This window comes from Calothrix sp. NIES-3974, assembly GCF_002368395.1.
Lineage (GTDB): Bacteria > Cyanobacteriota > Cyanobacteriia > Cyanobacteriales > Nostocaceae > NIES-3974.
Window position 1 is genome coordinate 4,022,964 of sequence record NZ_AP018254.1, and the last position, 18,107, is coordinate 4,041,070.

An 18,107-nucleotide genomic window follows, 5' to 3' on the forward strand; every position below is an offset into this window, starting at 1 on the left:
GACAGGATTCAGGATGCATTGAAAATATCTGGAAACATAACAGACGTAGCACTGCTACGTCTCTACGAGAAATTTGGTAATGCTGTTAATGTTTCCCTAAATCGATACACCTATATATCAAATCATGCGTCGCATCGAGAAAAAAATCACAGGAGCGATCGCAGTCCAAATCAGGACTAAAATCCACACCCGTCCCGCAAGGATATTGTAATCTGCAAGTAGTTTGCTCCAGGGATTATGCATCACATAATGACCAAAGAGGAATTCAAATGCCAGGGTTAATCCTAACCAGATGAAGCCAATTATAAAAGCTTGCGAGGTGGAGTGGATTGGCCAAATACTTGTAATTAACCAAATATATAAACCTAATGCGAATATTCCCGTCAGGGTTGATAATTGATGAGCGCGAAGTTCTCCAAGATATTTTGCGTAGGTATATTCACGTATCCCCGCATTGATAATCGCAATTAATACCATTGGCAACCATGCCAAAATATAACGCCAAATCATTGATTTACACCTCTGATAAATGTAATTTAATTGCTTTTTTTAAGTTATTTTCTAGAGTTATTTTTTTCAGCAAGGATATAGATATTACTTTCAAGTAAACAGGAAATAGCCGTCATATACTACACACACTAGAACTTAATCAAAGTTGATTTTTAGCACACCCCATTCCCTACTCCCTACTCCCTATTTTTAAGTTACTCGATGGAGTTTTTTACCCAAATTGAGTCAATGCTAATCTAGCAAAAGCAAGTGAAGCAAAACCCATTACAGCAAATAAGCCAACCATAAAAGGGTCGATAGTTTGACCGAATTGGGGCTTTAATAATTCACCGAAAAAGACGGAAACACCCAATGTTCCAGCTTTAATAAGAATAACTGGTGCAAGCAAATCGCCAAATGGTTTCCGATGTAAAAGTAAAACCGCACAAATTGCTAATAATGGTAAGAAAAACGCCAAGTCCAGGACAAAAACCGTATTGACTCCTGACTGGAGACCACTCCCAATCGCTGGTAGAATTTGGGATAACCACACGATATTAAATAATGTGAACAAAAATAATAAATATATGGCGATCACCCTCCGGGGTTTACTGCGTTCTGTAATCCTTTGGTAGTAATCTAAATTCACATGGGCAAAGAAAATAATCACGGTATAAACAGTTAAACCGACAATCGCAATATAAGCAAGGAAAAACTGATTATAAATCGCATCTAACGCGTAAAGTGCATATCCATAAAATAAATATCCCAACAAACCGAGCCAAATCAACCAAGCGCGATTTACACCCCTTTGAATTGCGATCGCACAAACAACTATCCCCAGAGAAGCAATAACAGAAATTATATCCTGGCTGATTGCTCCTGGTAAAATCTGCGATGGTGTAAATGGTAGATATATCTGGGGAGATAAAATACCACCCCAGGACACGATAAATGCGATCGCGCTGGTTAAACCGGATAGCATTAATAGCAAAGTTTGGTATTTTGATGGTATCACAATCAACTATCCCCCCATACCGACTTACCTATATTTACTGATTTTGGTAGTCAGGAAAATATGGCAAATTACGCACCATCTCCAGAGCTTCTAGAGCTTTGTAATTTCCTTTTTGCAAAATTATTGGTCGATCCGGTTGACGGACAATTTCTACTTGTACAAAGACATTATCTACTGAACTAATATTGACAAATACTTGGAAACGATGGGGATTACCTGTCCCCAATTTGACTAAATTTTCTTGCAGTGACCACCGATTAGGATTAGTTTCGATTGTTTTAAAATTACGATATACCAAATGACGCAGCAACTCCGTTATCACCTCATTGGGATTTTGTAGGTTTAATTCCCGATTCAGGGGAATTCTGTCTCGAAGTAAGCTGGTATCTTCTTCCGATGTCAGAGTTAAACGTTCTAGCAACATAATCTTTCATCCCTCTATTTATATTTGGTTTCTGATTGGTTTTTTTACTACTTGCAGTCTAGAACACAAAGATGAGGAAGTTGTGAAGATGGAGACTTGGAAAAATTCAAGTCTAACCAGGTGAAATAAACTTGAGCAAGTGAGTTACAGCAATCCTATTTAAGTCATGAAAAATAGCGTGCTAATGACTGGTGACTGTTAACCGTTAACAACCCTATATCTAAGATTTCACAAATCCCGCTCGGACTGCTGTATGAGCTTGGTAAAACTGGAACCGTCTGATTAATAGATAATAATTTGATAACAGTTCCAGTTCTTTTTTTAGACTAGATAACTACCATCCAAGCTTCCCATTCCTTTTGATTAAATGAATAGAAAACATCACTTTGTGGTTCAACGAGATAAACCTTGTTGTCAGTGTAAGAATAGAAAATATTCACAGAATGACCCCAATAGGGAGGTTCTTTTGAACCATACCAAATAGTTCCAAAAGCAATTCCCGGGAAAAATCCGCTCACATTACCTTGGAGAACTTCCGAAAAGTCATCACAATCAAAAACTTCGGGAATCCAAACACGCAAGTTGGTATTATCAAAGTTTCTCATGAACTCATACAGTTCCCAAATAGTATAACCAGTGTAACTGCTGTCGGAAATATGTAAGCAATAACCACCAGTACCTAATGCTGTTTTCACTGCATTAACGACATTCACACCTGCAACATTTGGTCTAGTTCCGTAAGCACTTTTCATTTCACCAACAGGAGCAGGGTTTTTATCAAAATCGAAAATTTCCACTCCACTTTGTAGATATGGAGGAGATGTTGGTTCGTTATAATCTCTCAGGATAATTGTTGGCTCTTCTTTCTTTAATGACTCCGCAAAATCTCTCATGGTTGTAGCGGAGGGAGCAATTTGTTTTAATTCTTCAATTTGCATATACATATTTGACCTCTTTGTTTTTATTGATGAAAAATTTGATTTTTTTTTATCAACCTATTCAGTGTTGATAATTTCATCATGACAAGAATTAGTTCCATGAACAATACGATGATCTGCGAAGGTGATTATTAAGATTTTGTAATAAATTATCCCTTGATTAATCCCAGCTTTTCTAAAGCCACCATCACCGCACCCGTTCGAGTTTGTACATCTAGTTTTTCGTAAATATGTTCTAGATGTTTACGTACTGTCCCCTCTCCACAACCTAGAACTTTGGCAATTCCAGCATTGCTTTTATCCTTGCTAATCCAGTACAAAACTTCTGCTTCACGTTTTGTTAGTCCTAATAATTCTAAAGTTGCGATTGAAAATGCAAGTAGTTCTTGTTCTTCTAGAAGTAATAAGTGATTGCTACTCCTGGAATTAGGAATTAGTTTGATAATTAATTTAGATTTTTCTTGCTCCATGCAGAAATATCTGGGAGATAATAAGGCAATTTTGTGAGATTGAAGTTGAGAGATTTGCTGTTTGAACCAGCGCTTTAAAATTTCTGGTAATGCATAGATGTTGTGGCAAATAAAATATTTTTGTAATAATTCTTTAGCTGTTGGAGTGATGAATTTCACTTGTCCATCTTCTGTGAGATGAATCGTAGCTTGTTGAATTAAAGATTGCTGAAATTGTTGGGCTATGAGTTGAATTTGACTGCATTCTAGATGATTTTCTGCTGTTTCCAAGAAGTTTATACATAAAAGGTACAGAATACAGCGATCGCAATTTGATGAAATTTCCTGTTTCAATTCCATGAAGTCCTCTGCTATTGCTAACATGACTAACTTAAACACAAAAAAGTAAACTAACAGCACCATCTCATTGGTCGAATCAATGTATCAGTAAATATGCGCAAATCTTTCCCTTGGCTTTACCAGATAATGGAAAAGTCAATGACACCAAATTATGTGTGGAATTTTTTAACTGATTGAGTTTGTAGATGCAGCGCATAAACGATGAGCGGATTCCCTGTAATTCCGCATACCGTCGTTATCTTAAATACTTTGTCTCGATTTCCAGGTTAGGAGAAAAATGTGAGGATTTCATGAAGAAATTAGTTTTTTAAGTCAAAAATAATACTTTTTGCCGGAGGAAATTAACGTCTTTTGAGGAAAGATTTTTGACAAGACTATCATTTTCCATTGACTAAAGCCAACAAGACAAGCAAAAAACGCGGAGAAAGGTAATTTTAAAAACAATTACTAAAAAATCGAGCGCATTACTTGTAATCACCATAATTTAAGTATAATTTAAAACATTATTGCTATAAGTGTAAATAATTGATATGTATAACTTTAATTATCTAAACTAATTACTCAAACTGATTGAGATGTTAGTTTTGAGCAAAAATTGGGATTAATAAAATCAGTGAATAAGGGTGCATGGACTGTTACTTTTCTCAGTTTAATGATGTTACATCCGGTAAAAACAAATGAATAAAAGTTACCTATCATTTTTTGGAAAATTAGTTTTAATTAGTGCTTATTTAGCAGCTTTTGCACCAATTTCTTCTGCACTAGCTGTGTCAAAATCAATTAATTCAGCCTCAGAAACTATCCAGTCATCGACAGAAAATCCATTAATTATTGCCGGAAATGATGATGATGACGATGACGATGATGACGATGATGATGATAAAAACAGAAATGTCGGTGTGAAGCTCAAAAAACCAGTTAAAACCGCCATCCTGAGTGATATTTCTCGACGGACTGGTTTAGCTGCATCTAGTTTACGAATCGTCAAAGCAGAGCGACAAATTTGGACTAATGATTGCTTTAATCTAAAGGTAGAAAGTGTTTGCAACCAAGGTAGACAAAATGGTTGGCAAGTCGTTGTGAGCAACGACCAGGAAATGTGGGTATATCGAACCAACCAATCTGGAAGCGTTGTCAGGTTAGATGAAGAGTCAACCCGAATTGCATCAGCTGCGATCGCAAGAAGTGTGATGATTCGTGAACGTATTTCTAGTCGTTCATCAACGACTGCGATCGCAACACAGGAAACTATTAGCAGCAGTAGTACGAATCAAGTAGTTACTACTAGCAATAGTGCGATCGCCACCTCTGAGGTGGATGCGAGTAAAACGGTTTCAGGGGAAAACACAGTCCAAATCAGTGCTGCAAATGTTTCTCTGCGTAATCGCAAACCTGGTTTTACCTTAGCAATTTTACAGCCAGCCAATAATTTCAGTGATGTAATTGCTCGTATTTCAGTGAAGAAAAAACGTGGTAATAAGTACCACAAGGAAAGATTTGTTGGTGATTACCAATATCGAATTCAACAAACAGCTAGCTTTGTGAATGGAGTGAAAGCTGGTGATATCGTTGTCGTGCGACTATACGATAAACAAAACCGCTTTATTGGTTACACTGAATTTGAATGCTTACAAGCCAATACGGTAGTAAACCTAGTTTTATCGAATAATCCTTCTGGATATAAAGTTGTGCGGACTGTGTATGGAATCGATCGCAATTTTGATGGTTCCATCGACACAGACGCAACTGTCTACGATTACTTTACCCAAGTCAGTGGAGAAAAAGTTACTTTCCTCCAGAGTGCAAGTCAAATCCAAACCAATCAATTTCAGGTAAGTAGTTTACGTACCATTGCGACTAATGCCATTTATCCCCTTGCTTTACGTCAAGGTGTAGCTGCGGTGATGGGTAGATCCATTAGTGCTTTTAACACAAATTTAGCTAGAGCTTTGCAGGTTACTCCCGGTAATTTAGTCAAAATTAATCAGATTAGTGCTAATAATATCCAAGATTTAGCCCAAGCAATGATAGAATACCGGGAAGTTGGAGTTGCACGGGGAATTCAGGTAAAATTTACTGATGTTCCTAGTAACCACTGGGCAAAAGACTTCATCGCCGAATTATCAGCAATGGAAATCATTGAAGGTTTTCCCGATGGTAAATTCCGTCCGGATGAAAAAGTCACCCGCGCTCAATTTGCAGCCATGTTAAGCCAAGGATTTGCCAAAGCGAAACGTCGTCAAGCAAGAAGATTTGTGGATGTTTCCACTAGTAACTGGGCTTACAGTGCAATTCAAGAAGCTTATCAAATGGGCTTTTTAGAAGCTGATGGCAATCGTTTCCAACCTCAACAAAGCCTCTCCCGTCTAGAAACATTACTGGCGATCGCCAGAGGTTTAAACTACACTCCCAGTGGTTCTACGGAGGCAATTTTATCAGTGTATCAAGATGCTGCCATGATTCGCAGTGATATTAGAAATGCGATCGCGGCTTTAACGGAAAGAGGAATTGTCGCTAATTACCCCAATGTCTACACATTAGATAGCGATAAGGTGGCAACCCGTGCGGAAGTTTGCGCTCTACTCTATCGAGCTTTGGTCAGTACTGGTGATGTGATGGATATTTCCTCTCCCTATACCATTGGTGAAAGGAATGATGATTAAATATAAATTCTAAATATCGCCTATTTAATAGGTAGTTAATAGTAGGGTGTTGATTTTTGACTGGTGATTCGATAGTTCACCTGTCTAATCACACCTTAATATTATTTTAGATTTTGGATTACTCTTCAGTCGATCCGCTAGCCTAAAGGTATGGCTTTCGCCAACGCGTCTATGGATTTTAGATTACCTTTTTTGTCCACTCAATCTCGTTATCAGTCAAAAAACTACTGTACCCGCATTTCTCACAAAACCGTAAAACTTACAGGGAAGAGGGAGTACAAACGACCTGTCGGTTTGTCTGTACAGGGAGTAGAAGGAAAATCAATCCGTTACTCAAGGCTGACAACATATATCATTTACGATAATGCTTGCTACATATTAAGGGCTGTAACCGTTGGTTATTCTAGTTTCATTTATTTCAAAATACAAGAGAATCGATATTAATCGTAAGAAATCCAGGATTTCACCCAAATTTTGCGATATTTTCTTCCCCGACACCTAAAAGCTTCCCTTCAGGTATCAACCATCTCAAGTAAAACGATATAACGGGTTGATTCTTCTACTACTCCCTAGTGTGATGTTTATGGATTGACAAACCACTAGTCTAGGGTAGACTACCAGTGTAGAATAAGCCAGTATATACACTATCACCAATGGTTTTAGTTAGATTGGGAAATTCCCAGCAAATAACTGATGCCAAGCGGCGAAATGTTGTTTAAAATCTGTGGAAATCATCAATTGATTCCAGTCTCAAATCTATTCTATTTTTTTGATATTTACCTTGACATCCTCGTTTTATCATCAATCACAACAGGAACCTCCCCCCGCGCTGATTAGCGAACCAAAATGTCAATTCCAGGTTCGTTTCGCTCAGTATGAGGATTTGGACGCGATCGCCCAAATAATTGCCGAAAGTTTCCACTCCTCCCAAGGTTTCTGGGGTTGGACTTTTCCCCTCCTACGTTTGGGTATCTCGGAAGATTTAAAGCATAGAGTCACCTCTACAAAGCCACATCAAGCTTGCTTGGTCGCAATTGACACCAATTACTCCCATGATATACCCATTGGAACGGTGGAACTAGGACTACGTTACAGCGATCGCTGGACACAGTTAGGTCGCAGCTATCCCTATCTATCGAATTTAGCTGTCCATCCCCAATATCGCCGACGTGGAGTTGCATCTGGTCTCCTGCAACGTAGTGAGGAATTAGTCAGAGAATGGGGTTTTCAAGATATATATTTACACGTTCTAGAGAAAAATCAACAAGCTCGTCAACTCTATTTTAAACAAGGATATCGGGTTCACCAGGAAATGGAAGCTCAATCGATTTTTTGTATTTGGCAACGCTCTCAGCAAATATTTTTACACAAATATCTACCAAACTGAGATTAAAATCTTTTTAGAGAATTTTACAGAAAGTGAGTAGCCAAGGTGTACTGCTTATACTAGAAGGCATGAAAGTGGTTTTTCCCACAGCCTTGGGGAACCCTACACGTCTACACTTTCAAATCAGTTTCCCATGTTCTCTAGACACAACCAAACAAGAAAATAGCTCATTCTTAATCCCCACTCCCTCTACATCAAGCAAGGGAGTGAATTTTCTGCAAATAAGCTGTTGCACATTTAAGTTGTACATTCACTACTCTTAATGGGTGACTGTTAACTGTCAACCGTTAACCTTCAACAGCAAATCAAGTAGTTATGTGATTTATGCGAGCTTTCGCTTACTACCCCCAACTGCTACTCCTATCACCTCGAATTTAACCCATAATCCTTACCTGGGAAAAACACGAGATATATCAAGATAAACAGGTGAGAATGGATTTCCCCCTTTTCCTCGTCAGCCCTTTCTTATAGCGTATGTATGCAAATTCTGACATCCGTGAAAATACGTGAAAATTTGACCAGAATTCATCATCCTAACTTTGTATTTAAAATCATCAACTTTATAGAAACTTTAACGAAAATCACTGATATAGGAAGACAAAAATCGACAAATCCCATAAAATTATGATTACTTAAATCATTTAGATTTAAGACATGTATGATGTAGTAGTTGTTTACCATTATTAACATTTTGGAATAAATCAGATATTAGGTGCATATAATTTTGTCATGTTGTTTCTCATTAATCTAAATACCTTGAAAATTTGAAAAACATGGATAGCGGAGAATGTCAACGCTATCAAAATGCTATGGTATCTACTTATTACCCAGACACCAACTTTCTTGAATATCTAGTTACCAACGATGGTGTTGAGCAAGACTCTAGCTCAAACCTGTTAAAAATGCTTCACAGTGGCAAAGTGTTCGTCGTCAATAGTCGGCGAAGAAATGGTTTATTGTTATTCAAGCAGTTCCATGCGGAGTTTGCTGGACCTGGTGCTGCGGTAGGAGGTAATTGCGATCGCGATTGTGTTGCAGTTATTCCCATAGGGAATTTGTCACTGCTGACTCCCGAATCGCATGAAGATTGCCAAAAAGCATATTTGATTAGACGGCAATGGATTAGGTTGATAAGACAAATCACCGAAAGTCAATTAGCAAAAGTAAGAGTCCAAAAGATATTGGAGCAATTTGAGCAATACTTCCCCAAGGAAGTGGTTGCATCCCTTCCCGATGAAGCATTTGCGCAATTAGTCGGGGTTTTACCCCAAACTGTTGGCATTGTCCGCAGAATGGAAAAACTATGAAATAGCTGGTAGGACTAGGGGAATTAATCAATTAGACATAATCAGGAGCAATCAAACTACTAAATTATGTTAAAAGTCAAACTTAAATATCAAGAATATTCTCCTTTTTTAGTTAAATAGGGACGTTCATGGTGAGCGTCTCTAAATTTTTCACAATTTTCCGCAATAAATCTTTTCCAGACATCAGGATAGATCGGAATTTCTCAAAATATTGATATGCCTGATTATATCCCCACAAATTTCTGGCATCACATCCACTAAACTATGATCGCTGGTGACCTCCATCAATTGTACCCAAGGACGCGATCGCCCATATTCTCGACTTGCAGTTACGGGAATCACCTCGTCATTTATACCATGCCAAATCAAAGTCGGCACAGGTCGCTGTAACTTTTCCTCCGAGTAGAATTTAGCGTCCTCAAGAAATTCAATGTGTAGTGGTAATTCGCGCTTTTCCCCATAATGATAAACTGGTAGATATTTTTTCCCTTGCCAATCCCTAATTTTCTCTTCACCTAGCTTGCTTAACCAATGGGATAAAAAACCAAAAGCAGGTGCAAGCAACATCAAACCCTTAACCTGGGTATACATTTGAGCTAAATGTGCAGCCGTTAATCCACCTAAACTCGAACCAATCAAAGTGATACCAACCCCATCATGATTAAATAACTGGCTAACTTGTTGGATTTGCCGAGTCATAGTTAAATGGGAGAAGTTCCCTTGGTTTAAATCGGGAATTTGTAATTCAATTCCCAAATCAGCCAGATGGGACTTTATTTGTTGAGCTTTCGTTGAATTAGGACTAGAAGCAAATCCATGTAGATAGATGTATTGCATGGTGAACAACCGCCAAATATTTAGCAACTTTTCTTTACGTAACTTTGTCCACTGCCTATGTTAAGATACCTATCAATTATGAAAAGCTGTGTTGGAATTTAGTTAGGTAGATAAAACAAACATGGAAGCAGCAATCCTACTCGCAAAGTTACCGGAAGCATACCAAATTTTTGACCCCCTAGTTGATGTGCTTCCCATTATCCCCGTATTTTTCCTCCTTTTGGCATTCGTTTGGCAAGCGGCTGTCGGTTTCAGATAATTTCACTGGGTTTGATTTGTTTTTTTCCAGACAGGTCTGAGTACCTGTCTGATTTTTTGGTTTGCATTTCGACTAATTCCGTAATAATTCTTTATATTTTGTGACAAAATTGCAGTAACATAGAGGTGGGAAAAATCCACATCTATAGTTATCAAGACAGTAATTATACAAGGGTAGAGTCGAGGTGGTAGGCAATGGGTAATATCAACTTCATCAAAGAGAATAAAGAAATTGTGGCCGCAAACGGGGCAAACTTACGTTTGGCAGCCATGCAAAATAATATTGATATATATAAAGTTTGGGGTAAAATGATGAACTGCGGTGGTTACGGTCAGTGCGGGACATGCATAGTCGAAATCACCGAGGGAATGGAAAATCTCTCTCCCCGTACAGACGCAGAAAACCGTCTATTGAAGAGGAAACCAGACAACTATCGTCTTGCTTGTCAAACCTTGGTACATGGACCAGTGAGTGTAATCACCAAACCATAGAAAGCAAACAAAATATCTTGCGATCGCCAATACACTCGGATTCCAATAATGGTATCCTAAAGGTGTTAAATTGAAACTACATCTATCTAAAAGAGAGGCGTTCTTGCTATGCAAGTGAATGACTTGGGGTTTGTTGCGAGTCTTTTATTCGTACTAGTTCCCTCAGTTTTTTTAATCATCCTTTACACGCTGACCGCAAGCCGTGAAGGTGGACAAAAAGATAACTAAAATCTGTTTTGAATAAAGTCAAAACCCATTGTTTGAAAAAGTACTACATGTATGTAAGGGTATTATCCATAGATTTATAGATAATGCCCTTATTTAGCAAGTATTTGCTGAATTTGGTCATGAATTATAATTATTTACATTTTGTCTGAAAACCAAAATTATCGTTGGGTTGTGTAGAGACGTAGCATTGCTACGTCTCTTTATGTAGCATTCTGTATTTAGATTTAGAGGGAGTAGGTTCAAATGACACGCACCGGATATACACTACCAGTATTCGCCGTTACAGCCGCAAAAGCGGCCCTAATGTACCTCAAAAGTCACCAACCGATTGACCAAGTGGAAATTAATATCTTACCAGACAACGTAATCATACCAGTCAATCAAGTAGCTTTATTAACCCAAGATAGTAGCTTGGCGGTGACAATCAGCGACCCTGGAGACAACTTAGACATAACCAGGGACACACCGATTTGGGCATACGTGAAAATATCAAACAGACAATTTCAGGCTTTAGTCCTAGAAGCGGGGGAAGGTGTGGGAAAAACAGCCAGTGGTGAAGGAGCAATTTATAGCTACGCCCGTCGCTTATTTGCGGAGAATTTGCTACCCTTAATAGACGACAGCGAAACGGTTACAGTCTCCATTATATTACCATTCGGTCGCCAACTAGCCCAACGTACTTCTAATGCAGCCTTTGGAATTTTAGAAGGACTTTCTCTGTTGGGGACTAGTGGTATTTCCCAGCCTTTATCTGCTGCTGCACATTTGCAAGAATTACGGCAAAAATTGCAAGCAGTAGCAAAACAGCATCGTCAGTTGGTTTTCTGTATCGGTCAGAATGGAATGCAAGTTGCTGAAGGTTTGGGAATTGCCCATGACCGGATTGTACAAACGGGTAACTGGATTGGCCCATTATTAGTAGAAGCTGCCATTTACGACGTAGATGAAGTCCTATTGTTGGGATACCAGGGGAAATTAATTAAATTAGCTGGGGGAATATTTAATACATCTAGTCATTTAGCCGATGGCAAATTGGAAATAATAGCCGCAGCTGTTGCGAAGACAGGTGGTGACTTAGAAATAATTCATCAAGTATTGGATGCCGAAACTGCCGATGCAGCCTACAAAATTTTGGTACAAGCAGGATTAGCGTCGGAGACCTTTCGGTATTTAGCAGCGAAAATTTCCCTTAAAGCTAGTAAATATGCCCAAAAATATGCCAATAAACCCCTCAAAGTCCATACTATCCTTTTCAATCGTCAAGGGGAAATTATTAGTACAAATTACGAATTACAAACTAATTTCTTGTACTCCCTTCCTTCTGGTAATATTAACATCGCATCCCCAAAGGAATAAAATCGATATTCCTGACGAATTGCTTCTTGATACAAATTCAATAACCGCTTGCGTCCAATTAAAGCACTAACTAACATCATTAAGCTGGAACGAGGTAAATGAAAATTGGTAATCAAACCGTCCACAACTCGCCATTTATAACCAGGATAAATAAATAAATTGGTTTTCCCACAGTAAGCTTGCAATTCTCCCGATATACTAGCTGCACCCTCTAAACTCCGAACCGCAGTTGTTCCCACGGCAATTATCCTTCCTCCCTGAGCAAGGGTCGAACGCACCTGATCAACGGTTTCCTGGGTGACTTCAATCCATTCCTCATGCATGACATGGGTGGTTACATCTTCTACCTCCACCGGACGAAATGTCCCAACCCCCACATGTAATGTTACAAAAGCTTGCCCAACATCCATTTTCTGTAAATTTTCGAGTAGTTCAGGTGTAAAGTGTAACCCGGCTGTGGGTGCAGCAACGGAACCGGGAGTGTCTGCGTAGACGGTTTGATATTGCTCGTCCCTGGCGGTACTATTTTTGATGTAGGGGGGAAGGGGTATTTCGCCATATTGGTGCAGGATTTCAATCAGGGATGATACCCCCCCTGGTAGGTCAAATTGTAAAATTCTGCCACCGGTGTTTGCATCGCTATCGATGACCGTTGCCTTCAGGTAGGATTGGTTGGGGTCGAACTCAGGCAATTGGTTTTCCTCCCCATCATCCCAGTCTAAATCCTCTGTTTCCCCCTTACTTTGATGGATCACCCCTGGGGGTACAAACATGATTTGTGAACCAATTTTAAACCGACGACCGGGTTTGACTAAGGCTAACCAGGTATCACGACTGCGTTCCTCTAATAACAAAACCTCAATGATTGCGCCGGTGTTTTTATATCCGTATAATCGCGCAGGAATCACTTTTGTTTTGTTCATGACTAACAAATCCCCCGGTTGCAAAAACTCAGGAAGATTACGGAAAATCGTGTGTATCGGCGGTGTTGTCACCCCTGTCAAGGGTGAATTTACGACTAATAATCGGGAGCGATCGCGGGGAACAACCGGATTTTGCGCTATCATCTGACTCGGTAGCTCGTAATCGTATCCCATGAGGTTGTGGTCTAGATCCAGGTCGGTTGCTTGTTGCTTAGAGTCACTAGCAAGTTCGGAAGGGGAAGATTGTGGCTGCATTGGCTTCTGGAAAACACCTAAATTACAGAATATATAGCTAGAATAAGAAAACTGTAAACTAAATACGGGCAATTTGCAGTTTTCCGTTTATGATGGTTACTATTAAGTAACACGGATAGATCATTATGAAATTTGGGTAAACCTACCCATCAAAAAACGGGGGCTTTTACCCTACCGGGGGCAAGGTAAATATCTCAATAATATAAATGTAGGATTGGCTTTGGCCCTTAGCACTAAAGATGGAATACTTGTATTATTTGGCAAATGCCAGTTTAACGCTGCGGGTTGTCCAGCACCTGCACGCTAGACCTGAACTACCTGTTTTATTTGTCACGGTAATTCATCAAATCGATGGCTGGGTAGTACGGATTAAACTGGATGGGGAAATTTCACCCCAGGTCGATGGAGATTTCCGCGCTTTTTTAAATGAACTCGGTATTAGTTATGAACCACCGATGCGTCTACAAATGGCTTTGTGGAGTTTGGAAGCTGGCCAATATCCAGTAGATGTGATGCGTCGTTACCAAGTTGCTATTGTTTCCCACGGTAATCCAGAAAGGGAGGAAATAGAAGCTTTTCGCCAACAGTTTGTTCGCGGTTTAGGTTATTGTCCGGAAACGTTGGCCTAGTTTTGTTTGGTTCAAAAAACAGCAACAGAGAAAGTAGACTCATAATATAGTCATGGATAATATTATTTGGTAACAGGCGATCGCTGAATATGTTATTGTTGATTGTACAGTGGCTATCACCCGTTACCAATCAGGTATTTTTCCATCAAGATATTACTCCGTCGGTGAGTTAAAGGCATCAGGAATATATTCTTGCAAACATAAATAGTAGTTATTGATAGCTTGAGAAATTAATTTCTGATAACTATTATCATTCCTGCTAGTATCAGTAAGTAAGGCATAGTTAACAAGGGCAACATCGAACCGACATGTATATGCGGCTTTTTCTGGGTATTTACTGATAAAGGCTTGGGCTGTACGGTATATTTTCATTTGTTTGGTGTTGGCGATCGCATCCCTTCCACCCCGGTCCCAACTGCCTTGACTACGGGTTTTCACTTCGACAAAAGCTAATATTGGCAATTGAGGTGGATATGTACCATTCTCTGGATTAGTATATTCAGCGATAATATCAATTTCTCCCCAACGGGAATGCCATTGTCGATGTAAAATAATCCAACCTTGAGATACTAGCCATTGCACCGTAAGGTCTTCACCTAAGTTACCAATATCGAGATAATTAGAAGGAGAATGCTTTGCCATCAAGTCAAAATTACCATGAATGCTAATCAATTACAAAATCCATCCAGGCACAAAATTTATCTAGCTATCCTCAATATAGTGCTGTTTGCAGTAATTTGTATTACTAGTATATGCGGATGGGGAACAACTGCATTAGCCCTGGATTACAACAAGGAAATTTTAATTGAATCGGATTTTTCCGGGAGGGATTTAACGGATTCCAGTTTTACTAAAGCCAATCTCAAGCAAAGCAACTTTAGTAAATCTAATTTGCGAGGGGTGAGTTTTTTTGCCGCGAATTTAGAATCAGCGGATTTTACAGGTGCAGATTTAACCTTTGCAACCCTTGATTCAGCGAGATTAGTCAAAGCAAATCTGACAAATGCCATTTTAGAAGGAGCATTTGCTGCGAATGCCAAATTTGCCGGAGCTATTATTGACGGAGCAGATTTTACCGATGTCTTAATGCGTGAAGACGAACAGGAAAAACTGTGTCAAGTAGCTAAGGGAGTAAATCCAACAACCGGACGCAGCACCCGCGATACCCTCATGTGTCCCTAAATTAGCAGTCTATCGCATGATTGCAAACGTCGAAAAAGACCCAGTTAAAATCTAACTGGGTCTTTTGTTTATGCTTGGTTAATCTGAATGTCTAGGAATATTCCCCACTACTCACTTCAACTATTAACTTAGTTCGATTTTGGCACTACAGTGAAATTACAAGCTCACTTTGACAACTTTATTTTTTTCGGCTTCAGCTTTTGGTAAGGTCAAACTCAAAATACCATCTTTATATTCGGCTTTAACTTCGGTATTTTGAATTCTGATACCTAAAGGAATTGTTCGTTCAAATTTACCGTAGTAGAACTCGCTTTTTCTGAAGCCATCTTCTTCTTGGTTAGCTTCATGTTTACGTTCACCACTGATATGAACAGTAGTTTCCGAAACTTGGATATCTAAGTCCTTGCTATCCATTCCTGGGACTTCCATTTTCAGAAGAATTGCATCATCCGTTTCTTGGATTTCAACTGCGGGGATGTGTGCGAAACTACTGTCAAACAGTTTTGCAGGAGTGATTGTATCTTCAAAAAGCTGGTTCATTTGTCGTTGCAATGCACTCATTTCGCGCCAAGGATTCCAACGAACTAATGTCATAACTATCCCTCCAAATCTAGCAATCTGTTTAATGTCAGTTTAAGTATTGGTAAGGGTTGATTTAAAGAACTCAGCATTTATCTTTTGCTGACACTTTTATCTTAGGTGAACTTACAAGCCAGGAGATTCGGTTTTTATCACCTTTGATGTGGATGATTGCCGATCCTGATGTTTTATGAATAGTCTCCTCAGAAAACTTTAGTCTAATTTAAGATTTGTCCCCACAAAAATAATTAAAATTTAGGCAATCGTAACCAGATAATAAATTTTTGGGAATTGGAAGTCTGCTAGCAACAGCAATCTGTCCACATAATCATGGAAATATGTTGAATTTATCATATAAGTCCGACTCACCTCAATTCATCGGAAAAACTTAATTAAAACTTCCAATGTTAGGACTTAACTAAAGATATGGGATTTGCTAACCTAAAGGTGGTAATGGGTAATGGGTAATCGGTAATGGGTAGTTGATGGCTGGAATATTCCCATCTGTCAATTACCCATCATTCCTAAATGTTGATTACTGGGTGTTAATAATGGGAATCATCACAATTGACCCTTGAGAAAAATTAATCTATCTAGTTAGTTCCCCATTTCCTTGGGACACAACAAACAAGAAAATAGCTCCTTCCCACTCCCTATTCCTTATTTTCCAGCAGCAAGGATTGGTACAGATAAATTTTTCACCACCCTTAGAATCTGCCTCAACATGACCTGGGGAGTGATAATCTAGCTTCAAAGCTTTATGGTGCAAGGATTATTGAGTAGCGATCGCATAGTGACTTCTCCGGAGTATCGCCTTTCAGTTCCAGGGAAAAATAAGGCTTTGACTCGAAGCTGATTAATCATAGAATTAATCAAGCCGGGAAATGATGCTTCCCTTGTGATGAAAGACTGGTTAAAAACTATTGTTGCATCCTAATTTCAGAAGTTTTCCTCATTCCTCAGCGATTTTTAACATTTGACAATTGTGAGAGACAATCCGTAGACGTACGTAGCGCGACTTCCCATCAAATCGGATCGTCTGTACAAATCAATCCTAAATCTCAAATCTAACTTATATCATTTCACTCAAATTTTGATGCACTCAAATTTTGATGCATTTTCTTCCCCTGCTCCCAAAAACTCCCCGTCAGGTATCAACTTCAAAGTCAAACGGTATTAGGGTATTGATTTGAGGTGGATGTCAAAAGAGTTGCAAATATCCCACAATTAGTATTGTTATATAGCAATAAATCAGATATTACCGAAAAAATTACCCGTACAAATACGTAAATATCGGGTGAGACCCCCCACAAGTTCCGTAGAACAACGAATGGTGTAAAAAAGATTTCCTAAGCAAAATAATTACAGCTTAGATAAAAAATTACGTATTGCCATTTTCCGCAAGGAAAAGGGGTAATTGAGAAGGATATCTTATGGTAGCGAGTCAGTCATGTTTGCGGTATAGCAGCAGCTATAGTGCAGGTAATTCTCGTGGTGTATTGCCTGCCGATAGTATGGAGTTGTTGCGTTCTTATCATCGAAATCCCTCAATAAAACTTCGGAATGAACTTGTGCAGTTGCATACTGGGCTAGTGCGGAAAATGGCGCACAAATTTAGCCATCAATGTAACGAACCCTATGAAGATTTGGAGCAAATTGGCTACTTCGGTTTGATTCGGGCAATTGAGCGGTTTGACCCCAGTCAAGGTTACGCCTTTAGTTCCTTCGCGGTTCCCTATATTCGTGGGGAAATGTTGCACTTTTTGCGCGATCGCAGTACCCTGCTCAAAATCCCCCGGCGTTGGCAAGAGCTTTATAATGAGGGGCAAAAAGTCCGTAAGGAATTATCGGAGTCTTTAGGTCGTCCTCCCAAGGATGCGGAGATTGCCCAGGTTTTGGATGTGTCTCTACATGAATGGCAAGAGACCAAGTTGGCTGCACAAAACCGGATGCCTTTGAGTTTGGATGCAACGGTGGTGCATTATGTAGATTGTCAAATTACTTTGGGTGAAGCTCTTCCCTGTCCTCGTTCGGCAGTTTTACAGCATGAAGAGGAAGAACGTCAGCAGTTGCAAGGTGCCATTAGCGAGTTGGAAGAAAAACCCCGCATGGCTGTGGAGTTAGTATTCCTGAAGGAGCTTTCCCGTAAGGATGCAGCTAAAACCATTGGCACTAGTCCGATGACGGTGACACGTTACTTACAAAAAGGGATTCAGGATTTGATGTGCATGATGCAAACCCAACCCGTGATCGCTAATTCCTAGCATTAGACATTTCTCACAAAGGAACTCAAATTCTTGTGTATTCAGGGTTAATATTTAAGTTCTGGAGAT

At 39.3% G+C, this 18,107-nt stretch carries 19 protein-coding genes; 10 read left to right on the forward strand and 9 right to left on the reverse strand.

Annotation, left to right across the window (positions count from 1 at the left end; all coding sequences use genetic code 11):
- Nucleotides 1-117: 117 nt before the first annotated feature.
- The 5 genes from CDC37_RS16190 to CDC37_RS16210 all read right to left on the reverse strand — a co-directional run bounded on the left by CDC37_RS16190 (nt 118) and on the right by CDC37_RS16210 (nt 3,702).
- Complete coding sequence (locus CDC37_RS16190) at nt 118-510, reverse strand: hypothetical protein (RefSeq protein ID WP_096623146.1); 393 nt, start codon at nt 508-510, stop codon at nt 118-120.
- Nucleotides 511-721: 211 nt separating this feature from the next.
- Complete coding sequence (locus tag CDC37_RS25270) at nt 722-1,507, reverse strand: hypothetical protein (protein ID WP_231943086.1); 786 nt, start codon at nt 1,505-1,507, stop codon at nt 722-724.
- Between the two features lie 34 nt (nt 1,508-1,541).
- Entirely contained in the window at nt 1,542-1,931 is a 390-nt protein-coding gene (locus CDC37_RS16200; RefSeq protein WP_096623148.1) for a hypothetical protein, read from the reverse strand.
- 326 nt (nt 1,932-2,257) lie between these two features.
- On the reverse strand, nt 2,258-2,869 hold the full coding sequence (locus tag CDC37_RS16205) for a hypothetical protein (RefSeq protein WP_096623150.1): 612 nt from the start codon (nt 2,867-2,869) through the stop codon (nt 2,258-2,260).
- A 149-nt stretch (nt 2,870-3,018) separates the two neighbouring features.
- Complete coding sequence (locus CDC37_RS16210; protein WP_197707018.1) at nt 3,019-3,702, reverse strand: response regulator transcription factor; 684 nt, start codon at nt 3,700-3,702, stop codon at nt 3,019-3,021.
- 653 nt (nt 3,703-4,355) lie between these two features.
- Between CDC37_RS16210 and CDC37_RS16215 the strand changes: the two genes are divergently transcribed.
- The 3 genes from CDC37_RS16215 to CDC37_RS16225 all read left to right on the forward strand — a co-directional run bounded on the left by CDC37_RS16215 (nt 4,356) and on the right by CDC37_RS16225 (nt 9,035).
- Nucleotides 4,356-6,341 carry an S-layer homology domain-containing protein gene (locus CDC37_RS16215; protein WP_231943087.1) on the forward strand — a complete coding sequence of 662 codons (1,986 nt, stop codon included), beginning with the start codon at nt 4,356-4,358 and terminating at the stop codon, nt 6,339-6,341.
- A gap of 781 nt (nt 6,342-7,122) precedes the next feature.
- A complete protein-coding gene (locus CDC37_RS16220; RefSeq protein ID WP_096623152.1) occupies nt 7,123-7,728 on the forward strand; it encodes a GNAT family N-acetyltransferase in 606 nt (201 codons plus the stop codon).
- A gap of 773 nt (nt 7,729-8,501) precedes the next feature.
- On the forward strand, nt 8,502-9,035 hold the full coding sequence (locus CDC37_RS16225) for a hypothetical protein (protein ID WP_096623154.1): 534 nt from the start codon (nt 8,502-8,504) through the stop codon (nt 9,033-9,035).
- A 183-nt stretch (nt 9,036-9,218) separates the two neighbouring features.
- Here the strand turns inward: CDC37_RS16225 and CDC37_RS16230 are convergent, their stop codons facing one another.
- On the reverse strand, nt 9,219-9,872 hold the full coding sequence (locus tag CDC37_RS16230; RefSeq protein WP_096623156.1) for a YqiA/YcfP family alpha/beta fold hydrolase: 654 nt from the start codon (nt 9,870-9,872) through the stop codon (nt 9,219-9,221).
- A 121-nt stretch (nt 9,873-9,993) separates the two neighbouring features.
- On the opposite strand from CDC37_RS16230, the gene CDC37_RS16235 reads away from it, so the two are divergent.
- From CDC37_RS16235 to cbiD, 4 genes are all read left to right on the forward strand, one after another.
- Entirely contained in the window at nt 9,994-10,131 is a 138-nt protein-coding gene (locus tag CDC37_RS16235) for a photosystem II reaction center protein K (RefSeq protein WP_096623158.1), read from the forward strand.
- Nucleotides 10,132-10,325: 194 nt separating this feature from the next.
- On the forward strand, nt 10,326-10,622 hold the full coding sequence (locus CDC37_RS16240) for a 2Fe-2S iron-sulfur cluster-binding protein (protein WP_096623160.1): 297 nt from the start codon (nt 10,326-10,328) through the stop codon (nt 10,620-10,622).
- 108 nt (nt 10,623-10,730) lie between these two features.
- Nucleotides 10,731-10,850: a photosystem II reaction center protein PsbM gene (gene psbM / locus CDC37_RS16245; protein WP_096623162.1), complete on the forward strand. Its 120-nt coding sequence runs from the start codon at nt 10,731-10,733 to the stop codon at nt 10,848-10,850.
- 243 nt (nt 10,851-11,093) lie between these two features.
- Nucleotides 11,094-12,206: a cobalt-precorrin-5B (C(1))-methyltransferase CbiD gene (gene cbiD / locus CDC37_RS16250; RefSeq protein ID WP_096623164.1), complete on the forward strand. Its 1,113-nt coding sequence runs from the start codon at nt 11,094-11,096 to the stop codon at nt 12,204-12,206.
- Here cbiD and queA read toward each other — a convergent pair.
- The gene (gene queA / locus CDC37_RS16255) at nt 12,134-13,384 is read right to left on the reverse strand and encodes a tRNA preQ1(34) S-adenosylmethionine ribosyltransferase-isomerase QueA (RefSeq protein WP_096623166.1); all 1,251 of its coding nucleotides are present in this window, start codon (nt 13,382-13,384) and stop codon (nt 12,134-12,136) included. The genes cbiD and queA overlap by 73 nt on opposite strands.
- Nucleotides 13,385-13,623: 239 nt before the next feature.
- On the opposite strand from queA, the gene CDC37_RS16260 reads away from it, so the two are divergent.
- Entirely contained in the window at nt 13,624-14,013 is a 390-nt protein-coding gene (locus CDC37_RS16260) for a hypothetical protein (protein ID WP_096623168.1), read from the forward strand.
- Nucleotides 14,014-14,166: 153 nt separating this feature from the next.
- Here CDC37_RS16260 and CDC37_RS16265 read toward each other — a convergent pair whose 3' ends face one another.
- The gene (locus CDC37_RS16265; protein ID WP_096623170.1) at nt 14,167-14,655 is read right to left on the reverse strand and encodes a YraN family protein; all 489 of its coding nucleotides are present in this window, start codon (nt 14,653-14,655) and stop codon (nt 14,167-14,169) included.
- Nucleotides 14,656-14,670: 15 nt separating this feature from the next.
- Here CDC37_RS16265 and CDC37_RS16270 point away from each other — a divergent pair, with 15 nt between their 5' ends.
- Nucleotides 14,671-15,195 (forward strand): pentapeptide repeat-containing protein, encoded by a 525-nt coding sequence (locus CDC37_RS16270; protein WP_231943088.1) that lies wholly within the window; start codon nt 14,671-14,673, stop codon nt 15,193-15,195.
- A gap of 156 nt (nt 15,196-15,351) precedes the next feature.
- On the opposite strand, the gene CDC37_RS16275 is transcribed toward CDC37_RS16270, so the two are convergent.
- Nucleotides 15,352-15,789, reverse strand: coding sequence for an Hsp20/alpha crystallin family protein (locus CDC37_RS16275; protein ID WP_096623174.1), 438 nt, complete (start codon nt 15,787-15,789; stop codon nt 15,352-15,354).
- A 1,499-nt stretch (nt 15,790-17,288) separates the two neighbouring features.
- Between CDC37_RS16275 and CDC37_RS16280 the strand changes: the two genes are divergently transcribed.
- A complete protein-coding gene (locus CDC37_RS16280) occupies nt 17,289-18,038 on the forward strand; it encodes an RNA polymerase sigma factor SigF (protein ID WP_096626311.1) in 750 nt (249 codons plus the stop codon).
- Nucleotides 18,039-18,107 lie beyond the last annotated feature (69 nt).

Coding starts and splice junctions, on each gene's coding strand:
- CDC37_RS16190 (WP_096623146.1), bottom strand. CDS start 510: ATGATTTGGCGTTATATTTTGGCATGGTTGCCAATGGTATTAATTGCG.
- CDC37_RS16200 (WP_096623148.1), bottom strand. CDS start 1,931: ATGTTGCTAGAACGTTTAACTCTGACATCGGAAGAAGATACCAGCTTA.
- CDC37_RS16205 (WP_096623150.1), bottom strand. CDS start 2,869: ATGCAAATTGAAGAATTAAAACAAATTGCTCCCTCCGCTACAACCATG.
- CDC37_RS16210 (WP_197707018.1), bottom strand. CDS start 3,702: ATGTTAGCAATAGCAGAGGACTTCATGGAATTGAAACAGGAAATTTCA.
- CDC37_RS16215 (WP_231943087.1), top strand. CDS start 4,356: ATGAATAAAAGTTACCTATCATTTTTTGGAAAATTAGTTTTAATTAGT.
- CDC37_RS16225 (WP_096623154.1), top strand. CDS start 8,502: ATGGATAGCGGAGAATGTCAACGCTATCAAAATGCTATGGTATCTACT.
- CDC37_RS16230 (WP_096623156.1), bottom strand. CDS start 9,872: ATGCAATACATCTATCTACATGGATTTGCTTCTAGTCCTAATTCAACG.
- CDC37_RS16235 (WP_096623158.1), top strand. CDS start 9,994: ATGGAAGCAGCAATCCTACTCGCAAAGTTACCGGAAGCATACCAAATT.
- CDC37_RS16240 (WP_096623160.1), top strand. CDS start 10,326: ATGGGTAATATCAACTTCATCAAAGAGAATAAAGAAATTGTGGCCGCA.
- psbM (WP_096623162.1), top strand. CDS start 10,731: ATGCAAGTGAATGACTTGGGGTTTGTTGCGAGTCTTTTATTCGTACTA.
- cbiD (WP_096623164.1), top strand. CDS start 11,094: ATGACACGCACCGGATATACACTACCAGTATTCGCCGTTACAGCCGCA.
- queA (WP_096623166.1), bottom strand. CDS start 13,384: ATGCAGCCACAATCTTCCCCTTCCGAACTTGCTAGTGACTCTAAGCAA.
- CDC37_RS16260 (WP_096623168.1), top strand. CDS start 13,624: ATGGAATACTTGTATTATTTGGCAAATGCCAGTTTAACGCTGCGGGTT.
- CDC37_RS16265 (WP_096623170.1), bottom strand. CDS start 14,655: ATGGCAAAGCATTCTCCTTCTAATTATCTCGATATTGGTAACTTAGGT.
- CDC37_RS16270 (WP_231943088.1), top strand. CDS start 14,671: ATGAATGCTAATCAATTACAAAATCCATCCAGGCACAAAATTTATCTA.
- CDC37_RS16275 (WP_096623174.1), bottom strand. CDS start 15,789: ATGACATTAGTTCGTTGGAATCCTTGGCGCGAAATGAGTGCATTGCAA.
- CDC37_RS16280 (WP_096626311.1), top strand. CDS start 17,289: ATGGAGTTGTTGCGTTCTTATCATCGAAATCCCTCAATAAAACTTCGG.